Source organism: Microbispora siamensis (genome assembly GCF_016863095.1).
GTDB lineage: Bacteria > Actinomycetota > Actinomycetes > Streptosporangiales > Streptosporangiaceae > Microbispora > Microbispora siamensis.
Genome location: NZ_BOOF01000088.1, coordinates 1 through 17,480, shown reverse-complemented (window position 1 = coordinate 17,480; position 17,480 = coordinate 1). Strand labels below are relative to the sequence as shown.

The window sequence follows — 17,480 nt, the reverse complement described above, 5'->3', positions numbered from 1 at the left end:
GGGGATTCGAACCCCTGACTTCCTGCTTGCAAACGGGAGCCAGTCACGACGTAGAGAGCTTCTCGCCCTGCTCAAGTGGTAGTTGCTGGGGTGGCTGCGTTCATATGAGGCGGCGTTGCTGTATCCCGCTGCTGTACAGCACACCAGGCTGGCGAGCGCCGTCCGACGAGCCGCCAACTCCGCCGCCGCCCTCATACCGTTCGTCTCGCCCCCGGGCAGTGGCTGCGCTACGACTCATCGTGGTGGAAGACGTCGTGTAGCCAGTGATCGAAGTACCTGCGTACAGCCTCGCTGTCCCGAGGATTCAGGGCCAGCCATTCGCGGGCGGCCCGAACCATCTCGGCCTTAGCTAGATCTTCCTCGGCTGGCTTGAGCTCCATCCAGTCGGTGAGATCACCCCACAGGTTGTACATGCTGACCGCGTACTTGTACTCGCCAGTGGTGATGACCTCGATCGTGCTGCCCATGAATTGCAGCCCGACGTCGTAAGGGTCGTCCGTCCGCAGGAGCTGTCCCGCGAGCTCGCGGGTGTGCTCGAGATAGGCCAGCCAAACCTCGTCGTCTGAGCTGCTCACAGGCCGTGAATTATACGTCGCCGTTCCCGATCCCAAATCCTGGTGGACCGCTTCCTATCAGCAATGCTGAAACGTTCCTCGTCCTGCTTGCGTGGGTGCCTGACCTCTCCGGGCCGTCCATCGTCGTCCACAGGCGTCCACCATCGTCCGTGACCGTTGTCACGCAGCTTGTCACGCAGGCAAGGGAGAGGGCGCCCACCCGCCACGACTGGGAAGGAGGGCGGGGTCATGGGATTCTGCCTGTTCCGAGACGTATCCGGGAACGGTTCCATACCCGCCCTCCTTGAACCGCGGACCCATAAGGGGTGCTCTGACCGGCCCCAACGCGAGCAGGGTATCGACCTGCACCGACAGTAGGTGCAAGGCAGTCGGCCTGTAGGCCGGGTTCTAATTCTGCAGGCTCCCCACCTGCATCGAATCGCCCCACGCTACTAGCAACCTGCGAGAACGCTTCCGTTCGTTGTCATCGCTTGCCAGCACTTTCCGAAGCCGTGTGCCCCCAAAGTGCCCCGGCTCGTGGGGCAAACCGCACGCTCGAAGTCAGAACGGCACTTCGACTCCGGCATCACGCAAGTGCGCAAGCGCGAAAGAGAGGCACTGCCCTGCGCTGACCCCATCAGTCCGAATGCCTTGGCTCAGTGGGCCGCCGCTAACGGCGAACGTCCATGGAGGCAGTCCCTCAGCCAATCTTTCCGCGTCAACCCTGATCATGGCGTTTATGCCCTGCTCAGCTAACCATTCCAGGATGAGCAGCGCAGCATCTTCGATGCCGCTGTTCTGATCGACCTTTGGCCATCGCCCCTTATGCGCCGTCACGACAGGACCCTACCGACAGGCCAAGCAAATGAGCAGCCCGTATCCCGATCTCCCGTCTGCCGCCGACCCATCGCGAAGCGGTAGCGGGCCGCCTTTGGGCGCCACCCCTACTATGATCAGCGCGTGTTCGACCTGGGACCGTTACAGCTGATCCTGTTTCTCCTATTTCTTGCGGTCCTCGGGTGGGGAATCCGTGCATGGAGATCCAGGCGTGAGGTGGTGCAGGTTCATGTCGACCTGGGGCTCATCACGCCTATTGGAGTACAGGTCCGGGCACACGACCTGCTAGAGGCGGGCAAGTATGCGGATGCCGTCAAGCTGATCCGCGAGGAAAGCCAGGTGTCCCGAAGGGAAGCGGAGGACGTAGCGAAGGCTCTGCAAGTCGGTCAAGTGCTACCAGACTTCCCGATGCCCTGGGAAGGCGACCTGAGCACACGAGTTCGCAAGCTCGTCTCTTCTGGCCGCCGGAAGGAAGCTGTGTTCCTCGTGCGGAGTCACGAGAACATGAGCCAGTCGGAAGCCGAAGCCTTCGTTGATTCTCAACTGCAGGAGCCGGGGACCTAGCTCGACAAGGGCGGGCCGGTTCAGTCGTAGCGGTTGCTGTATTTCGCTGCTGTACGAGATCACAAAGGCCACTTCCTGATCATGGGAGGTGGCCTTTGACGTGGGGTGGAGCCTAGGGGATTGGAACCCCTGACTTCCTGCTTGCAAATCGGCATGATCACCAGGGACAACGGCCTCGACCTGGGCGAGAAGCAGCCCGCGAGTGACCGTGAGTACGCCCTGTCGACCGCCCGCAATGGCCCGCTAATGGCCCGGCCGTCGTGTCTTATCTCTGCCGAGCATCTTCAGGCGATGCCTGACGATGAAATCGTGCAACTTGGACCAAATTGCTACTCGGTGGCGTGCGGCCGCTGACACGAACTCGGATCTGTTCGACGCATGACTCTTATCGTCGCGGCTGCTGGTCAGCGTCGCGCTTCGTCGGCTGTGGCGCAGAGTCCTCCACGAAGCGAGGACGGCAAGCGAACCAGCCGGCGATCACCCCTGGGATGGCGGTCACAGCGAGCACCAGGAGCGGGATCGACCATGATCCGGTCGCCTCGCGCAGAAGGCCCAAACCGATCGGGCCGAAGCACGCCAGGCCATAGCCGATGCCTTGAACGAAGCCCGACACGGCAGAGGCCGTCTGCGGGCTCTTGGTTCGACGGTTGATGAGGGTCATGCAGAGCGGGAAGGTGCTCACCCCGATTCCCAGCGCGCACACCCACATCAGCGTGCCGTCGAGCGGGGACAGGAGCAGGCCCAGGTATCCCGCTACCAGGAAGATCGCGCACCCGACGACCACGATGAACGGGTTCATCATGCGCGTGGCCAGGTGTGGAACCACCAAGGCCGCGAGCATGCCCCATGCCGAGTAGAGCGCGACCATGGAGCCGCCCAGGGCCGCGCTGCCTCCTGCGTCGGTGAGCACTGCCGGGACCCAGGTGATGATCCCGTAGTTGGACAGCGACAACATCGCGAAGAGGGTCACCAGGCCCCAGACGGTTGATGATCGGCTGATCCTCGGTCCCGCATCGGTCGCCGTCACGGCCGCGGGCGCGTGGTGATCGGCGGGCAGCCTGACTGCCAGGACGAGCCAGACCACACCAGCCACAGCAGCTGGTCCCGCCCAGATACCTACCGAGAGCCGCCACGTCGCCGCTTCTGCTAGCGGGACCGCGAGGAGCGGGGCGATGAACTGGCCCGCCTGCATGAGGATCAGGTAAAGCGAGGTCCCCAGGGCCAGTCGATCGGCGAACCAGGCCTTCACCAACGGAACGATCACGACGTTCGCTGCTCCGATTCCGGCCAGTGCCAGCACGGTCGAAAGGACCAGCAACGAGGGCATTGGAGAGAAGGCGCGCATCAGGAGCGACAGAGCCGTCAGGCCCAGCGCCACAGTGGCCGTGCGCTCGAGTCCGAACTTCCTCGTCACCGCTGGGGCGAGAAACCCGAAGATGCCGAAGGACGCCGCCGGCACAGTGCCGAGCAGGCCGGACAGCGTCACTCCGAAGCCGAGATCGGATCCGATGATCTCCAGGAGCGGAGTGAACCCGGTCACGGCCGTTCGCAGGTTGACCGCTGTCAGGGCGATGGCGAACCCGGCCCACAAGGTCAGACGCCCTCGGTGCAACGGAACGAGCGATGAGGAGAGCGATGTCACGTTATACTCCAGTGTAAGGTCAGCAGATGATGGGATTATGGGATGAGTTATGAGGATTCTGGCACGCGCCAGCCGGTGCGTCGAGTGGGACTCATCGACCAGGCTGCCGAGCGCTTCCGCGAGGAGGTGACCTCTGGACGCTGGCCGGTCGGTGAGCGGATACCGACCGAGGCCGCACTGGTGTCGGAGTTCGGGATCGGCCGGAACACGGTGCGCGAGGCGGTGCAGTCGCTGGTACAGGCAGGCCTACTGCGCCGTGAGCAGGGCCGCGGCACCTTCGTCATCTCCAAATCCGAGCTGACAGGCACTCTTGAACGTCAGCTCGCCGGTGGCACCCGTCGCCACTACCTGGAACTACGCCTTGCCCTTGACAGCGCGGCAGCGTCACTGGCCGCGTTGAACCGCTCAGATGCCGACGTCGAACTGCTGCGCGAGCTGCGCGACCGCCGAGAAGCGAGCTGGTCGACCGATGATCCCGACCTGCGAGCGAGCGCGGACCTCGCCCTGCACCGCGCGATCGTGGCAGCGACGCACAACCCTCTTTACGTCAAGCTGTACTCCAGCATGCTCGACGTCTTCGCTGCCCACATGCGCGACGAGAAGAGCGAGGACGAGGACGCGGCACACCGCCACCACCACGAGCTGGTCGAGGCGATCGCGGACGGGGACGCCGACCGCGCTGCCACGAAGGTGGCTTCCATCTTCAAACCCTTCATGCGCTGAACCACGCAATTGCCTCCCCGCTCGGGCGAGGCGTCTCTGACGATGCCCCGCAACGCGAAGCAGAGTGGACGGACCCGGACCGTGGAAAGGTCCTGCTCGGCGACTACGCGCGGACCTGGATCAAAGAGCGGCCGGGCCTGCGGCCCAAGACGCTCGAGCTCTACACCTGGCTCCTTGAGCGACACATCGTTCCCGGCCTCGGCGAGGTGCCGGGCCGCAAGCTCACCACAGCGCTCATCCGCTCGTGGCGTGCCGCCCTCATAGACAAGGCGTACCGCCTGCTGCGGGCCGTGCTCATGACGGCTGTCGAAGAGGACAAGCTGCTCAGCCGGAACCCCTGCCGCTCAAGGCGCGGATGGGCCACGACAGCGACCGGGCCGCGCTCATCTACCAGCACGCCACGCGTGATGCTGATCGGAAGATCGCCGATGCACTGAGCGCGCGAGTCGAGGCGGAGCGCGATACTGGCAAGAGCTAATGGCACGTTAATGGCACGAACGCCGCTTCCCATGATCGGAGAAGCGGCGTTTTGAGTGGGTGGAGCCTAGGGGATTCGAACCCCTGACTTCCTGCTTGCAAATCGGCCTGATCATCAGGGGAAACGGCCGTGACCTGGACGAGGGACAGTCCGCGAGTGACCTTGAGTACCGCCTGTTGACCGCCCTTAATGGCCCGCTAATGGCCCGGCGACTCAGCCCCCCGCGGGGTGGTCAGGTCCCTACCTCAGCCACCTATGGACTGCATGCAGAGGTTCGCGATCAGCCCGGAGCCGGCCCTCCCCCGCCGCAGGCACAGTGCTGTAACGGATCTCAATGACTCGATACACCCCTTACTTGGGGTGCTATCCCTGGGAGGAGAAGATCTGCTGCAAATTTCGGAGGTCTTGTGTCCGAAGCGTTGTGGAGCAAGCTGATCGACATGGTTCCTCCCGTACTTTGGGTCAGCTTTGCCTTCGTGGTGTATCTGGGCTTACGGAAACCGCTCAAGGAAGCCATACCGCGGATGACGAGAATCGGGGCGTTAGGTGTCGTCGAGGTCGAGTTCACAAAGGTTGAGCGACTACTGACCAAGGCTGTCGAAAGCAGCGATCAGGAGAAGACTGGACCGCTGGTCAGTCGTGCGGATCGTCGGGCGGTCATCCGCAGGCTGGACCATGCGGCCATGTACCTCAAGGGCGGCCGGATACTTTGGGTAGATGATCTTCCAGAAGGTAATTCGTATCTAACCGCGCTGTTCAGGCAGTTGGGCATGGTGGTGGACGAGGTTACCTCGACAGACGAGGCGTTGGCCCGCCTCGATCGACACACGTATGACCTCGTGATCAGCGATATTCACAGAGGTGCGGATAGTCAAGCTGGGATCGAGATGCTTCATACCTTCCGGTCCAGAGGCATCAGACTGCCGGTCATAATCCATGCGGCACGGTTTGACCCCACGCTGGGCGTTGACCCCATGATCTTCGGCGGTACGAATCGCGTCGACGACGTTGTGCACTACGTGATCGATGTCATGGAACGAGTACAGCTGGGGGATGGCTGACGCTGTGCCAGTGCCCGAGTGGCGGACCTCGCGCGAGAACGGCCTGGGGGCTCGGGCCGCGCTGATCTACCAGCGCGCCAACGCACGACGCCGACCGGAAGACCACCGATGCCCTCAGAGCACGAGTCGAGGCGGAGCGCAATGCCGGCAAGAGCTAATGGCACGTTAATAGCACGAACGCCGCTTCCCATGATCGGAGAAACGGCGTTTTGGCTGGTGGAGCCTAGGGGATTCGAACCCCTGACTTCCTGCTTGCAAAGCAGGCGCTCTGCCAGCTGAGCTAAGGCCCCCTGACGGGTGCGAACTGCGCAAACGCAGATCCACAGGCCGCCGGTGCGTACACCGTAGCAACAGCCCGCACCCGAGCGCCACTCGATACCCCGCCGCGTCGCCCACGTGGCCGTGTGCCCGCCGGAGCAGACCCGCACGGGGAACCAAGCGGCGGTCAGGAGGCCGAGGTGGCCACCGGCGAGGCGCCGACCTCGTTGCCGAGGACGAGCCCGGGGAAGTCGGCGATGGAGTCGATGATGTGAGTGGCGCCGCCGCCGAGCAGACGGTCCTTGCTGTGGACGCCGGTGAGCACTCCGGCGACGATCGAGGCGCCCGCGCGCCGGCCGCACAGCATGTCGCTCTCGGAGTCGCCCGCCACGGCCACCTGCCGTACGTCGTCGACGCCGGAGCGCAGGACTGCGGTGAGCACCATGTCCGGGTACGGACGGCCGCGTCCGGCGTCCTCGGGACACAGTGCGAGGTCCAGCATGTCGACCCAGGTGAGGGTGCTCAGCACCCGTCCCAGGGTCGCGCGGCTGAAGCCGGTGATCAGGGCGATCTTCAGGCCCGCGTCGCGCAGCTTCGCGATGGCCTCGACGGTCCCCGGCAGGGGCACGAGACCGGTCCGTTCGATGGCTCCCTCGTAGGAGCGCTCGAAGGTCAGGTTCGCGGCCTGCGCCTGGGCCTCGTTGCCGGGGAAGATGCCCCGGAAGACCTCGATTTTGGGACATCCCCGGGACCTGTGCACATGCACCATGGCACGGGCATAGGCGCTGGTCCCGGGGACGATGCCCTGCGTGGCGATCGCCTCGGCGAACGCCCGTTCCACCATGTCGATGTCACCGATCGTGGTTCCGGCCAAGTCGAGACAGGCCAGCTTCACGGGGGTCATTCCCGTACCCTTGCCACGATCAAGCACCATCCCTGGTGGTCAGTTCTCGCTGCCGGTGGCCTCGGTCCACAGATCGAGCTCGGCACGGTCGGCCTGCACCTTGCGCCAGACCAGAAGCCCGCCGACGGCGACCAGAGCGAGAACAAGCAGCTTCTTCACGGTGTGACCCCACTTCTCGACGGTCTCACCTGCCGGGTGAGACAACGCCCGGTTCTACGGTTCCCTGCAGCCTAGCAAGGCTTCGGCGTCCGACCCGGATTGCCCGAAATTTCGGTGCACCAAAATCATGATTACGGCTCGCCCGCTTGGCCTGCCGTCCGACCCTGGCGGCAGGGCGGCGAGATCAGAAGTGCCCAGCTCACAGCGGCGCTAATCCTGCGGGCAGACGGAGTTCGGGGAGATGGGGAAGCCTGGTTTCGGTCAGGCGGTCCGTGCTCCGCTCTCAGCGGAAGTCAAATGTCGGTCAGGGAAGCGTCACGCTGAGGCGGATCGTCGTTCCCTCGGCCCCCGTACGCACGACGAGGTCGGCCAGGCGGTTCATGAGCCAGAGTCCACGTCCCCCGAAGTCGAACCGCGTCGCCGACTCCTCGCGCTCCAGCGCCTCGGCGGGAATGCCGGGACCTTTGTCGTTGATCTCAGCCACCAGTACCCCCGCCTCACGCCACATGGCGATTCCCCGCGGCGGGGAGCCATAGCGGACGGCGTTGGTGACCGCCTCGTGCACCGCGAGCACGAAGTCCTCCAGGGCCACGCCCTCGAGTCCGGCCTCCTGCGCCGACACCATGACGAGATGCCGCACCCTGGTGACCGAACTTCGGTCGAACTCCAGGCTGAGCAGGCTGCCCGCCAAGGTTCTCACCGCCCTCCTGCTTGCCCCACGGTGTGGTAGTACTCCATTTACCGCCCACGCGCACCTGACACGTATTTTCGGGTACGGGTTGCGCCACCGTCTCCTGCGGGCGTGCGGCAGCGGAGGTCGCGCACGTGACGCTAGCGCATCGTCACAGCTCCGTCATGAGCTGCTGCAGCATCCGCTTGGTCTCCGACGCCGGTCTGGCCTGGATGCACAGGCGTTCCATGACCGCGAGATAGCGGTCGATGTCCTCCCGTTTCTCCAGGTAGATCGCGCTGGTGAGCTGTTCGAGGTAGACGACGTCGGGCAGGCCTACCCCCGCGAAGCGCAGGATGCTGAACGGCCCTCCGGCAGCCGCGTGGCCGCCGGCGCTGAACGGGATGATTTGGAGCGTTACACGAGGCAGGTCGATCATCTCGAGCAGGTACTCGATCTGGGCCCGCATCACCTCGGCCCCACCCACCGGACGGCGCAGCACGGCCTCGTCGATCACGGCCCACAGAATGGGCGGATCCGGCCGGACCAGCACCTCCTGGCGGTCCATCCGCAGCCGGACGCGGCGCTCGACCTCCTCGTCCGGCGCGTCGGGATGGCCGAGCCGTACGACCGCCTCGGCGTACCCGGGGGCCTGTAGCAGCCCGGGCACGAACTGCACCTCGTAGCAGCGGATCGCGCTCGCGGCCTGCTCCAGGCCGACGTACGCCTCGAACCAGGAGGGCAGGACGTCGTCGTACTTGTGCCACCAGCCGGGGGCGTTGGCCTGGGCGACGAGCGAGAGCAGCGCCTCCCGCTCGCTCTCGTCGGTGACGCCGTACAGGGTGAGGAGGTCGGCGACGTCACGGCGGCGGAACCCGACGCGCCCGAGTTCCATCCGGCTGATCTTCGAATGGGAGGCGCGGATGGCGTGGCCGGCCTCCTCCAGGCGGATATGCCTGCTCTCACGGAGCCGTCGCAGTTGGGTGCCGAGCAGAATGCGCAGGACGGTGGGGCTGCGGCGTGATCGTGCCGCCAGGTCGAGCGGGTGAGGCACACCCTCCATAGGGGCCGCAGTCATATGGGGTCCTTTGAGGTGCACCGATGTTTACGCCACGTTCACGATACTCGCCAGGTCGGCCCGCGCAAGTGGCGCGATCATTTCTCCACTTCGCCGAGGAGGTCGTCGAATTCGCCCTCCTTGGCGGACCGGAGGAATGCGGTCATGTCCGCAAGAGGCACGATCAGCGCCGGTCCGGACGGGTGGCGGGAGTTGCGCAGGGCCACCCGGCCGTCGGGCAGCGCGGCGATCTCGACGCAGTTGCCGCTCGGATTGCTGTGCCGGCTCTTGCGCCAGGCCTGCCGACCCAGGTGAGATGAAGGCATTCCGTTGTAGATCATGGACACGGGGCGCCTCGTTTCGGAATCCGACCCCAACCGACAACATTCGTGCGTTTGCACGTGCATCTGTACTTGCACAGGAGCATCAATGGGAGCAGTATGACTTACTGAGTCATCCCGCCACATGGTCGACATCAACCTCATAAGGCTCTCAATGACTGGTTATCGGACAGACCGTGCTTCCCTCGCAGAAGCCGATAGCGTTGCCCGGGATCCGTGGCTGGGCACGCTTGAGCAGGTCTTTCCGGAAGGCAGGCGCTGGCCCTGGACCGGCGGCGAGGAGCCGTGCGGGATTCCCCAGGTGGCCGTGCACGAGTTCCACCGTGAGAGTCTCGCCGCGCGCACCGCGCGGCACTTCACCGCCGGGGTGCTGCGGACCTGGTCCATGGAGGACGTCGCCGACGACGCCGCGCTCGCGGTCTGCGAACTGGTCACCAACGCGCTGCGCCACGGCCTGCGACACCAGGCCATCCATCCCCTGCCGGTACGCCTGTTGATGTTTCGTTCGTCCCGCGCGCTGCTGTGCATGGTCACCGACCCCAGCAACGACGCGCCGGTGCTGCGCGAGCCCGACTACGTCGCGGAGACCGGGCGCGGTCTTCAGGTCGTCGCCGGGGTCAGCCGCATGTGGGGCTGGGCGCGGCTACGGCCCGTAGGCAAGGCCGTGTGGGCCGGATTCACGGCCGAGGCCGCCGTCTACCGCTGAGCCCGGCCCGGCAAAGAAGGCCCGAATCGCCGACACCCGCACGAATCCTCACTTCAGCTCGTATTGCACCGGTAGTATCGGTCATCAGGGCTGAACGGAGGATCATGCCGGGTTTCCCCCCGGTCGAGCCTGTGGGTTTCGACCCGTCCGTCCCGAACGAGGCCCGGGTCTACGACTACTGGCTCGGCGGGAAGGACAATTTCGCCGCGGACCGCGAGGCCGCGGAGGCCGCGCTGCTGATCGCGCCGGAGCTCCCCCTGATGTGCCGCGAGGGGCGCAAGTTCCTCCGCAGGACCGTACGGTTCCTGGCCGCCGCCGGGATCCGCCAGTTCGTCGACATCGGCTGCGGCCTGCCGACCCAGGGCAACGTGCACGAGATCGCACGGGAGTGCGCCCCCGACGCCCGCGTGGTCTACGTGGACAAGGACCCCGTCGTGGTGAACCACGGCCGGGCGCTGGTGGAGGAGAACGAGCGCGTCGCGGTGATCCAGGGCGACGTACGCGACCCCGATTCGATCCTCACACATCCTCGGCTGCGAGAGCTCGTGGACCTCGACGAGCCCGTGGGTGTCCTGCTCGTCTCGGTCCTGGCGGCGATCAACGACGACGACCTGACGATGGCGATCACCGCACGCCTGCGCGAGGCGATAGCGCCCGGCAGCTATATGGTCATCAGTCACGCGATCTCCGACATCCGGCCGGAGGTGACGGACAAGCTCGCCCTGCTGTTCGCCAACGAATGGGCGGCCAAGGACGACGGCCGCCTGCGGCTGCCCACCCGGGCCGAGATCCTGCCCCTGTTCGGCGATCTGGAAATGGTGGAGCCCGGCCTGGTCCAGGTGCCCGAATGGCGGCCGGAGCCCGGCGAACTGCGACCGCCGAAGGACATGGTCTGGTCGGTCGGCGGCGTCGGCCGCAAGCGGTGAGAAGCGCCCGATCGTGGATCTTCGTTGAATATTCACCGGACTAACCGTTGACAGATGCGCTGTCGGACGGCCACGCTCAGTGAGTATTTCCACTCCCAGCGAGGAGGTGGGACCGTGACGACGTTCACCGTGTCCTGCTCCGAAAATACGTGCTCAAGACGGGCGGACAGCGCTTCGCGTACCGGTTCGCCGCACCGGTGCGTCTCGTGAATCCGGCCGGCGGCCACTGCGGCGTTCTCTACACGGACACCTACCTCAGCGTCAGGTGGTCCCCCGCGGACTCCTCAGTGATCATCGAGGGCGAGGTCGACGTCTCGAACAGCGCCGCCCTGGCGACCGCGCTCGCCGAGGCGAGGAGCGAGGGCAGCGAGATCACCGTCGACACGGCGGCTCTGCGGTTCATCGACCTGGCGGGACTGCGGGCTCTGCTGGCTCCGGCGTCCCCCGCGGCGGGCGACGCCGTACGGCTGCGCAACGTGCCGCCCTACCTGCGCCGCCTCCTGGAGATGCTCGACGAGTGACGGCCCCGCCCGCCGGGCTCAGGCGAGCAGCCGCCGCGCCAGGGTCTCGATCCGGTCCCGCCATGCCTTCAGGGCCGCGGCGGCGTCGGGCAGGCCGGCCTCCGTGACGACCAGCCGGGCGCCGTGCCCGGTTCCCTGCGACAGTTCCCAGCGCACCCGCCTGCCCCGCTCGCCGGACTCCACGTACGCGGGAAGCCCGGCAGCGGGCTCCCTGACGGCCGTGACGATCCCCTCGCCGAGGCCGTCGGGCACCTGCTCACCGGGTGTCGCGGCCGGTGCGCCGGCCGCGGTCCAGACCTCCTCGACCGGCCGGGTGAGCTGCCGCTCGAAACGCACCCGCCAGCCGCCGTCCGCCTGCTCGTCCAGAAGCTCGGCCACGCCCTCGGCCAGCCCGAACGCCTCCACGTACGCCTCATGGAGGTGGGCGAAGTTCCCCTCGGGCCACTCGGCGGGTCGCCCTCCGGCGACCGCCTCCATGGCGTCGAGGCAGACCTGCCAGCCGGACGCGTAGCTCGCCGCGGCCGGCCGGTCGTGGAAGACCTGGGTGAAGACGAGCAGGCAGCCGCCCTCCTCGGGTAGCAGCTCGAAGCGCAGGAGGTTGTCGCCCTCGCGCGGCATCTCCCGCGGCGAGTGCTGGAGGAAGGCGAACAGGCGGGGCGGGTCGAGCTCGGTGATCTCGGCGTCCATCGTCATGCCGCCGCCGTCGAACGTGATCTTTCCGCCCACCCGCAGGTCCATCTCGACGACCGTGAACGGGAACCACTGGCCGAGCCGGTCGGGCTCGGTGACCGCCCGCCAGACCTTCTCCGGAGGGTGGGCCAGCCTGCGCTCCATGCGCAGCGACGGCCGCCCGTCGAACATGCCGAGCGTCGCGTTCACGGTGTCTCCTCTGAATGTTCGGGCATCGTGTCCAGGTGCCGTTCCAGCGCGTCGAAGCTCTCCGACCACAGCCGCCGGTAGGGCGTGAGCCAGGCGTCGATCTCGGCGAGCGGTTCGGGGCACAGTTCGTACCACCGGCGCTGGGCGTCCCGGCGCACACGGACCAGCCCGGCCTCCCGCAGCACCTTGAGGTGCTTGGAAGTGCCGGGCTGGGTCAGGCCGAGCCGCTCGGTGAGCTCCCCGACCAGACGGGGGCGTTCGAGCAGCAGGTCGAGGATGCGCCGCCTGGCGGGCTCGGCGAGTACGTCGAAGGTCGCTGACACGCCACCGAACATACCCGATCAGCTATATAGCCACAATCGCATATAGTCAGCTCGCGATCTCGTTCAGCTCCTTCAGCGCCGCCTCGTCCGGTCGCCACGCGGCGGCCGCGACGTTGGCCTTGATCTGCTCGGGCCGGGTCGCCCCCGCGATCACGGAGGAGACGGCCGGCTGCGCGAGCAGGCCGCCGATCGCGACGTCCAGCAGGGACACGCCCTGCCGCTCGGCGAACTCCCGCAGCCTCTCCACCACCTCGAACCGCGCGTCGGTCAGATACTGCGGCCGGCCCGCGAGGCGGGTGCCCGCCGGCGGCTCCTCCCCGCGCCGGTACTTGCCGGTGAGCAGGCCGTTGGCCAGCGGGAAGTACGGCAGCAGGCCGACGCCGTGGTGCAGCAGCGCCGGGACGAGCTCCTTCTCCACCCGCCGGTCGAGCAGGCTGTACTCGTTCTGCGCGCTCACGAAACGCTCGAAGCCGCCGGTGCGGGCGATCCAGTCCGCGTCGGTGACCTGCCACGACGCGAAGTTGGACGAGCCCACGTAGCGCACCTTGCCCTCCCGCACCAGGTCGGTCAGGACCGACAGGGTCTCCTCGATCGGCGTGGACGGATCGGGGAAGTGCAGCTGGTAGAGGTCGATCCAGTCGGTCTTGAGGCGGCGCAGCGACCGCTCGACTGCCAGGCGGACGTAGCGCCGCGAGGCTCGCGCGCCCCAGTCGGGCCCGTTGGCGCCGTTCACGTCCCCGCCGAACTTGGTGGCGATGACGACCTGGTCACGCCGCCCCTTCAACACCTCACCGAGCAGCGTCTCCGACTCGCCGTAGATGTCGGCGGTGTCGATCAACGTGACGCCGGCGTCGAGCGCCGCGTCGACCACGGCGCGCGTGGCGTCGAGGTCGATCCTGCGGCCGAAGTTGTTGCCGCCGAGGCCGAGAGCCGAGACGACGAGTCCCGAGTCGCCCAGCCGCCGGTAGGTCATTTCGGTCATGCCCCTGCATCCCTTCTTCACGGAGCACCTCCCTGCGGGGAGAGCTCTCCTCACCGTATTTCGGCCCTTTCCGGCAGCGGACGCCGGACCGTCCGCGAGAGGATGCCGGACATGACCTCCGTACGGCACAGCGTCAGGGCCATCCTGTTCGACGGCGACGACGTCGTCCTGTTCCGGCGCGTGCGGCCGGGGCGGGAGCCGTACTGGGTCACGCCGGGCGGCGGGGTGGAGCCCACCGACGCCACTCCCGAGGCGGCGCTGCGCCGCGAGCTCGACGAGGAGCTCGGGGCGACGGCGGGACCGGCGCTGCACGTGTTCACCCTCGCCGAGCCCGGCCGCCTGAGCACTGTCTTCGCCTGCCGTCTCGTGTCGCTCGACCTGTCGCGCCGCAGCGGCCCCGAGTTCCTCGAACCGGACATCGGCCTGCACGAGGTGCGGCGCGTACGCCCGGAGGACGTGCGCACGCTGAACATGGTCCCGCCCGAGCTGGGGGAGTTCGTCTCCGCGAACGCCGCGACCCTGCCCGCGCTGCTCGACTCCGCGACGTACGCCCCGGGCCGTTACCGGCCGGTCGTCGACGTGCATCTGGTGCTGACGGACGGCGAGAAGGTGCTGCTCGGCCGCCGCCAGGGCACCGGCTACGCCGACGGGGAGTGGCAGATCATGCCGTCCGGGCACCTGGAGGAGGGGGAGTCGGTGGTGGACACCGCAGTGCGGGAGGCCCGTGAGGAGCTCGGAGTCGAGGTGGACGGCTGCGAGGTGGTCCACGTGATGCACCACCGCAACGCGGGCGGGACGGCCCGCATCGGGATGTTCCTCGTGGCGCACTCCATCACCGGCACACCGGTCAACGCCGAGCCGCACAAGTGCGCCGAGCTCGCCTGGTTCCCGCTCGACCGGCTGCCCGAACCGACCGTGCCGTACGCGCGGGCGGGCATCGAGGCCGTGCGGCGGGCGCTCGCCCCGGCCCCGCCGGTTCCCACCGCGTCCGCCGGCGCCGCTTCCGGGCCGCCGGTCTTCTCCCTGCACGGATGGGACGTCCCGGGCTCCGCCGATCTGGCGGCCGAAGCCGTACGCGCCGGGTTCGAGGAGGTCACGGTCTGCCTGATCGGGTGGCTCGACGACGCGGTGCTCGTCCACTCCGACGACGAGACCGACCGCCTGCCCGCCACGGTCGTACGGCCGGGTGAGGGAGTGGAGGCGGCGCTGGCGCGGCTCGCCCCGGTGGGGGAGGTGACCTTCGCCGGTGCGGACGACTACGTCTCGGCCCGGGGACGCGTCGGACGCCGTCTCGCCTTCTCCGCCCGGCTGACGGAGGCGCCCGAGGGCATGGTCCCGCTCCCGCCCGGGTCGCCCGGGCGCCTGCCGTACGCCGAGGGGGTATTCGTCCGCCACGCCTCTTCGGGGCTTTTGTACGGCTTATCCGGCCGATAGCCTGATGCGGGGCGTGCCGGGAAGTCTGGTCGGCGAAGAGGTCTCCCGTACCCGGGGGACCGTACCGGCGACCGGAAGGCAGACGTGAGCGCAGCCGCACGTGGCAGGCAGGTGAGAGCATGCGTGCCCGGGATCTCGTAGTGCCGTTCCCCACCGTGGAGCTCGACTCCCCCGTAGCCGACGCCGCGCGCCTCATGGCCGAGCGCGAACTGCCCGGGCTGATCGTGCTGGACGAGCGCGGGTCGCCGGTGTCGATCCTGCCGGGCACGCAGGTGCTGCGCCTGGCCGTGCCCCGCTACTGCCAGGACGATCCCGCGCTGGCCCGGGTGATCGACGAGGCGCACGCCGACGCGTTCGTCCGCGCCCTGGGCGAGCGCACGGTCCGCCAGGCGATGCCGGAACGGCCGCGCGAGCTCCCAGTGACCGATCCCGACGCCACGCTCCTGGAGGTCGCCGCGCTGATGGCGCGCACCCGCAACCCCCTGGTCGCGGTGCTCGACGGCGGCCGTCTGCTGGGCGCGGTCACGCTTTCCGCGCTGCTCAAGCGGCTCGCATGACGGTGACCGCATGGGTGGCGGCGATCGTCTTCGTCGCCACGTACGTCCTCATCGCCAGCGAGAAGGTCCACCGGGTCAAGGCCGCCCTGGGCGGTGCCGCGGTCCTGCTGCTCGTCCACGCCACGGCTGCCGACTCCGCGTTCTTCTCCCAGGAGTCCGGCGTGGACTGGAACGTCGTCTTCCTGCTGCTGGGCATGATGATCATCGTCGGCGTGCTGCGGCAGACCGGCGTGTTCGAGTACCTGGCGATCTGGGCCGCGAAACGGGCCAGGGGACGGCCGTTCCGGCTCATGGCGCTGCTCCTCGTGATCACGGCCATGGCGTCGGCGCTGCTGGACAACGTCACGACCGTGCTGCTGATCGCGCCGGTCACGTTCCTCGTCTGCGAACGCCTCGCGCTGCCGGTCGCGCCGTTCCTGATCGCCGAGGCGATGGCGTCCAACATCGGTGGCACCGCGACCCTCGTCGGCGACCCGCCGAACATCATCATCGCCTCCCGCGCCGGGCTGACCTTCAACGACTTCCTCGTCCACCTCACGCCGCTGGTGATCGTGCTGACGGCAGTCTTCATCGGACTGTGCCGGCTGCTGTTCCGCAAGGCGTTCCGGTACGACCCCGAGCGGGCGGCCGAGATCATGCAACTGGACGAGCGGGCGGCGATCCAGGACAAGGTCATGCTCGTGCAGAGCCTGTCCGTGCTCGGCGTGGTCATCGCGGCGTTCGTGCTGCACCCGGTGCTGCACTACGAGCCGTCGGTCGTGGCGCTGCTCGGGGCCGGGCTGCTCGTGCTGGTCACCAAGATCACCACCGACGACGCGTTGCGCGAGGTGGAGTGGCCGACGCTGGTGTTCTTCGCCGGGCTGTTCGTGATGGTCGGCGCGCTCGTCGAGACCGGGGTCATCGGCCAGGTGTCCCGGGCCGCGGCGGAGGCGACGGCCGGACGGCCCGGTGTCACCGCCATGGTCCTGCTCTGGGCGTCGGCCGGGCTGTCCGCGATCGTGGACAACATTCCCTACGTCGCCACGATGAGCCCCATCGTGTCCGACCTCGCGCAGCACGTGCCCGGCGGCGACCACCACGTGCTGTGGTGGGCCCTCGCGCTCGGCGCGGACCTCGGCGGCAACGCCACCGCCATCGGCGCCTCCGCCAACGTCGTCATCCTCGGCATCGCCGAGCGCAACGGCGCGCGGATCAGCTTCTGGCAGTTCACCAAGTATGGCCTGGTGGTCGCCGTCGTCACGGTGGCCCTGTGCGTGCCGTACCTCTGGCTGCGCTACCTCCTGTAGGCCCGGCGGGCCCGCCGGAACCGGGCCCCGGACTTGACGCGGAAATACCCTAGGGGGGTACGGTGTTCACGTCGATGAGGAACGAGTTACGGGAGTGATCGTCATGACCAGCACCTACACCGTCACCGGCATGACCTGCGGCCACTGCGTCAGCTCGGTCAGCGAGGAGGTCGGCGCGGTCGCCGGTGTGACCGACGTCCGGGTGGACCTCGCCTCCGGCCTGTTGACGGTCGAGACCGACGGCGGCGTCGACGACGCGGCCATCGTGGCGGCCGTCCGGGAGGCCGGATACGACGTGGCGGGCGTCTCGTGAACACCCCCGCCCGGCTCGGCGCGTACGCCGCGGGCCTCGGCGTGATCTTCACGGCGGGCGACCTCGCGCCGGGCCGGGTCAGTAAGCTCGTGTTCACGGTGAGCAAGGACGGCAGGTCCGTCGGTGACCTGGTCACGACCCATGCGGGCGACCTGGCTTACCCGCACCCCGAGGAGGGCGCGAGCGGGCGAGCGACCTTCGCCGCGTCGGCGCCGGGCGGCGGGGACCACCTCACCTCCTGCCCCCGGACTCCAATCGTCGGCCGGCGGCACGACGCGAGAGGAAGGAGTGGTGATGTCGGCGAC

22 protein-coding genes, 1 tRNA gene and 1 pseudogene are annotated in these 17,480 nt (G+C 67.7%); 12 read left to right on the top strand and 12 right to left on the bottom strand.

The window, feature by feature from the left end:
- Positions 1-227 precede the first annotated feature (227 nt).
- Both Msi02_RS42175 and Msi02_RS42170 read right to left on the bottom strand, forming a co-directional pair.
- Positions 228-575 (bottom strand): hypothetical protein, encoded by a 348-nt coding sequence (locus tag Msi02_RS42175; protein WP_204053318.1) that lies wholly within the window; start codon positions 573-575, stop codon positions 228-230.
- Between the two features lie 540 nt (positions 576-1,115).
- Positions 1,116-1,391: a hypothetical protein gene (locus Msi02_RS42170; protein WP_204053317.1), complete on the bottom strand. Its 276-nt coding sequence runs from the start codon at positions 1,389-1,391 to the stop codon at positions 1,116-1,118.
- Between the two features lie 123 nt (positions 1,392-1,514).
- Between Msi02_RS42170 and Msi02_RS42165 the strand changes: the two genes are divergently transcribed.
- Positions 1,515-1,955, top strand: a complete 441-nt coding sequence (locus Msi02_RS42165) for a hypothetical protein (RefSeq protein WP_204053316.1) — start codon at positions 1,515-1,517, stop codon at positions 1,953-1,955.
- A gap of 385 nt (positions 1,956-2,340) precedes the next feature.
- On the opposite strand, the gene Msi02_RS42160 is transcribed toward Msi02_RS42165, so the two are convergent.
- Entirely contained in the window at positions 2,341-3,597 is a 1,257-nt protein-coding gene (locus tag Msi02_RS42160; RefSeq protein ID WP_204053315.1) for an MFS transporter, read from the bottom strand.
- A gap of 84 nt (positions 3,598-3,681) precedes the next feature.
- Here Msi02_RS42160 and Msi02_RS42155 point away from each other — a divergent pair, with 84 nt between their 5' ends.
- The 3 genes from Msi02_RS42155 (at position 3,682) to Msi02_RS42145 (ending at position 5,859) form a co-directional block, all read left to right on the top strand.
- Entirely contained in the window at positions 3,682-4,320 is a 639-nt protein-coding gene (locus Msi02_RS42155; protein ID WP_204053314.1) for a FadR/GntR family transcriptional regulator, read from the top strand.
- Entirely contained in the window at positions 4,317-4,757 is a 441-nt protein-coding gene (locus Msi02_RS44720; protein WP_204053321.1) for a tyrosine-type recombinase/integrase, read from the top strand. The genes Msi02_RS42155 and Msi02_RS44720 overlap by 4 nt, the downstream gene beginning before the upstream one ends.
- Positions 4,758-5,205: 448 nt before the next feature.
- Entirely contained in the window at positions 5,206-5,859 is a 654-nt protein-coding gene (locus Msi02_RS42145) for a response regulator (protein ID WP_204053313.1), read from the top strand.
- Positions 5,860-6,073: 214 nt separating this feature from the next.
- Here the strand turns inward: Msi02_RS42145 and Msi02_RS42140 are convergent.
- From Msi02_RS42140 to Msi02_RS42115, 6 genes are all read right to left on the bottom strand, one after another.
- A tRNA-Ala gene (locus Msi02_RS42140) sits at positions 6,074-6,149 on the bottom strand.
- 155 nt (positions 6,150-6,304) lie between these two features.
- A complete protein-coding gene (locus Msi02_RS42135; protein WP_079320758.1) occupies positions 6,305-7,021 on the bottom strand; it encodes an HAD family hydrolase in 717 nt (238 codons plus the stop codon).
- Between the two features lie 39 nt (positions 7,022-7,060).
- Positions 7,061-7,225, bottom strand: coding sequence for a DLW-39 family protein (locus tag Msi02_RS42130; protein WP_161628012.1), 165 nt, complete (start codon positions 7,223-7,225; stop codon positions 7,061-7,063).
- A 259-nt stretch (positions 7,226-7,484) separates the two neighbouring features.
- Positions 7,485-7,880, bottom strand: a complete 396-nt coding sequence (locus Msi02_RS42125) for an ATP-binding protein (RefSeq protein WP_204053311.1) — start codon at positions 7,878-7,880, stop codon at positions 7,485-7,487.
- A 142-nt stretch (positions 7,881-8,022) separates the two neighbouring features.
- Complete coding sequence (locus tag Msi02_RS42120) at positions 8,023-8,928, bottom strand: Sco1979 family transcriptional regulator (RefSeq protein ID WP_079320756.1); 906 nt, start codon at positions 8,926-8,928, stop codon at positions 8,023-8,025.
- A gap of 77 nt (positions 8,929-9,005) precedes the next feature.
- Positions 9,006-9,248 (bottom strand): DUF397 domain-containing protein, encoded by a 243-nt coding sequence (locus Msi02_RS42115; RefSeq protein ID WP_373308367.1) that lies wholly within the window; start codon positions 9,246-9,248, stop codon positions 9,006-9,008.
- Positions 9,249-9,549: 301 nt separating this feature from the next.
- Here Msi02_RS42115 and Msi02_RS42110 point away from each other — a divergent pair, with 301 nt between their 5' ends.
- The 3 genes from Msi02_RS42110 (at position 9,550) to Msi02_RS42100 (ending at position 11,401) form a co-directional block, all read left to right on the top strand.
- Positions 9,550-9,954, top strand: a complete 405-nt coding sequence (locus Msi02_RS42110) for an ATP-binding protein (RefSeq protein WP_179155569.1) — start codon at positions 9,550-9,552, stop codon at positions 9,952-9,954.
- Positions 9,955-10,058: 104 nt separating this feature from the next.
- Positions 10,059-10,880: an SAM-dependent methyltransferase gene (locus Msi02_RS42105; RefSeq protein WP_204053309.1), complete on the top strand. Its 822-nt coding sequence runs from the start codon at positions 10,059-10,061 to the stop codon at positions 10,878-10,880.
- Positions 10,881-11,029: 149 nt separating this feature from the next.
- Complete coding sequence (locus Msi02_RS42100; RefSeq protein WP_204053308.1) at positions 11,030-11,401, top strand: STAS domain-containing protein; 372 nt, start codon at positions 11,030-11,032, stop codon at positions 11,399-11,401.
- An 18-nt stretch (positions 11,402-11,419) separates the two neighbouring features.
- On the opposite strand, the gene Msi02_RS42095 is transcribed toward Msi02_RS42100, so the two are convergent.
- Genes Msi02_RS42095 through Msi02_RS42085 form a run of 3 tightly spaced genes read right to left on the bottom strand, consistent with a single transcriptional unit; the run spans position 11,420 to position 13,585 of the window.
- Positions 11,420-12,280 (bottom strand): SRPBCC family protein, encoded by an 861-nt coding sequence (locus Msi02_RS42095; RefSeq protein WP_239109388.1) that lies wholly within the window; start codon positions 12,278-12,280, stop codon positions 11,420-11,422.
- Complete coding sequence (locus tag Msi02_RS42090) at positions 12,277-12,603, bottom strand: ArsR/SmtB family transcription factor (protein WP_239109383.1); 327 nt, start codon at positions 12,601-12,603, stop codon at positions 12,277-12,279. The genes Msi02_RS42095 and Msi02_RS42090 overlap by 4 nt, the downstream gene beginning before the upstream one ends.
- Positions 12,604-12,649: 46 nt before the next feature.
- A complete protein-coding gene (locus tag Msi02_RS42085) occupies positions 12,650-13,585 on the bottom strand; it encodes an aldo/keto reductase (RefSeq protein ID WP_204053306.1) in 936 nt (311 codons plus the stop codon).
- A 111-nt stretch (positions 13,586-13,696) separates the two neighbouring features.
- Between Msi02_RS42085 and Msi02_RS42080 the strand changes: the two genes are divergently transcribed.
- From Msi02_RS42080 to Msi02_RS42060, 5 genes and pseudogenes are all read left to right on the top strand, one after another.
- Positions 13,697-15,019 (top strand): NUDIX domain-containing protein, encoded by a 1,323-nt coding sequence (locus tag Msi02_RS42080; protein ID WP_204053305.1) that lies wholly within the window; start codon positions 13,697-13,699, stop codon positions 15,017-15,019.
- A gap of 119 nt (positions 15,020-15,138) precedes the next feature.
- Positions 15,139-15,576 carry a CBS domain-containing protein gene (locus tag Msi02_RS42075; protein ID WP_204053304.1) on the top strand — a complete coding sequence of 146 codons (438 nt, stop codon included), beginning with the start codon at positions 15,139-15,141 and terminating at the stop codon, positions 15,574-15,576.
- Complete coding sequence (locus Msi02_RS42070; protein ID WP_204053303.1) at positions 15,573-16,862, top strand: ArsB/NhaD family transporter; 1,290 nt, start codon at positions 15,573-15,575, stop codon at positions 16,860-16,862. The genes Msi02_RS42075 and Msi02_RS42070 overlap by 4 nt, the downstream gene beginning before the upstream one ends.
- Positions 16,863-16,965: 103 nt before the next feature.
- Positions 16,966-17,175 (top strand): heavy-metal-associated domain-containing protein, encoded by a 210-nt coding sequence (locus Msi02_RS42065; RefSeq protein WP_079320760.1) that lies wholly within the window; start codon positions 16,966-16,968, stop codon positions 17,173-17,175.
- Positions 17,172-17,480: pseudogene (locus tag Msi02_RS42060) on the top strand (hypothetical protein); the annotation flags it as partial. The gene Msi02_RS42065 and the pseudogene Msi02_RS42060, both read left to right, overlap by 4 nt.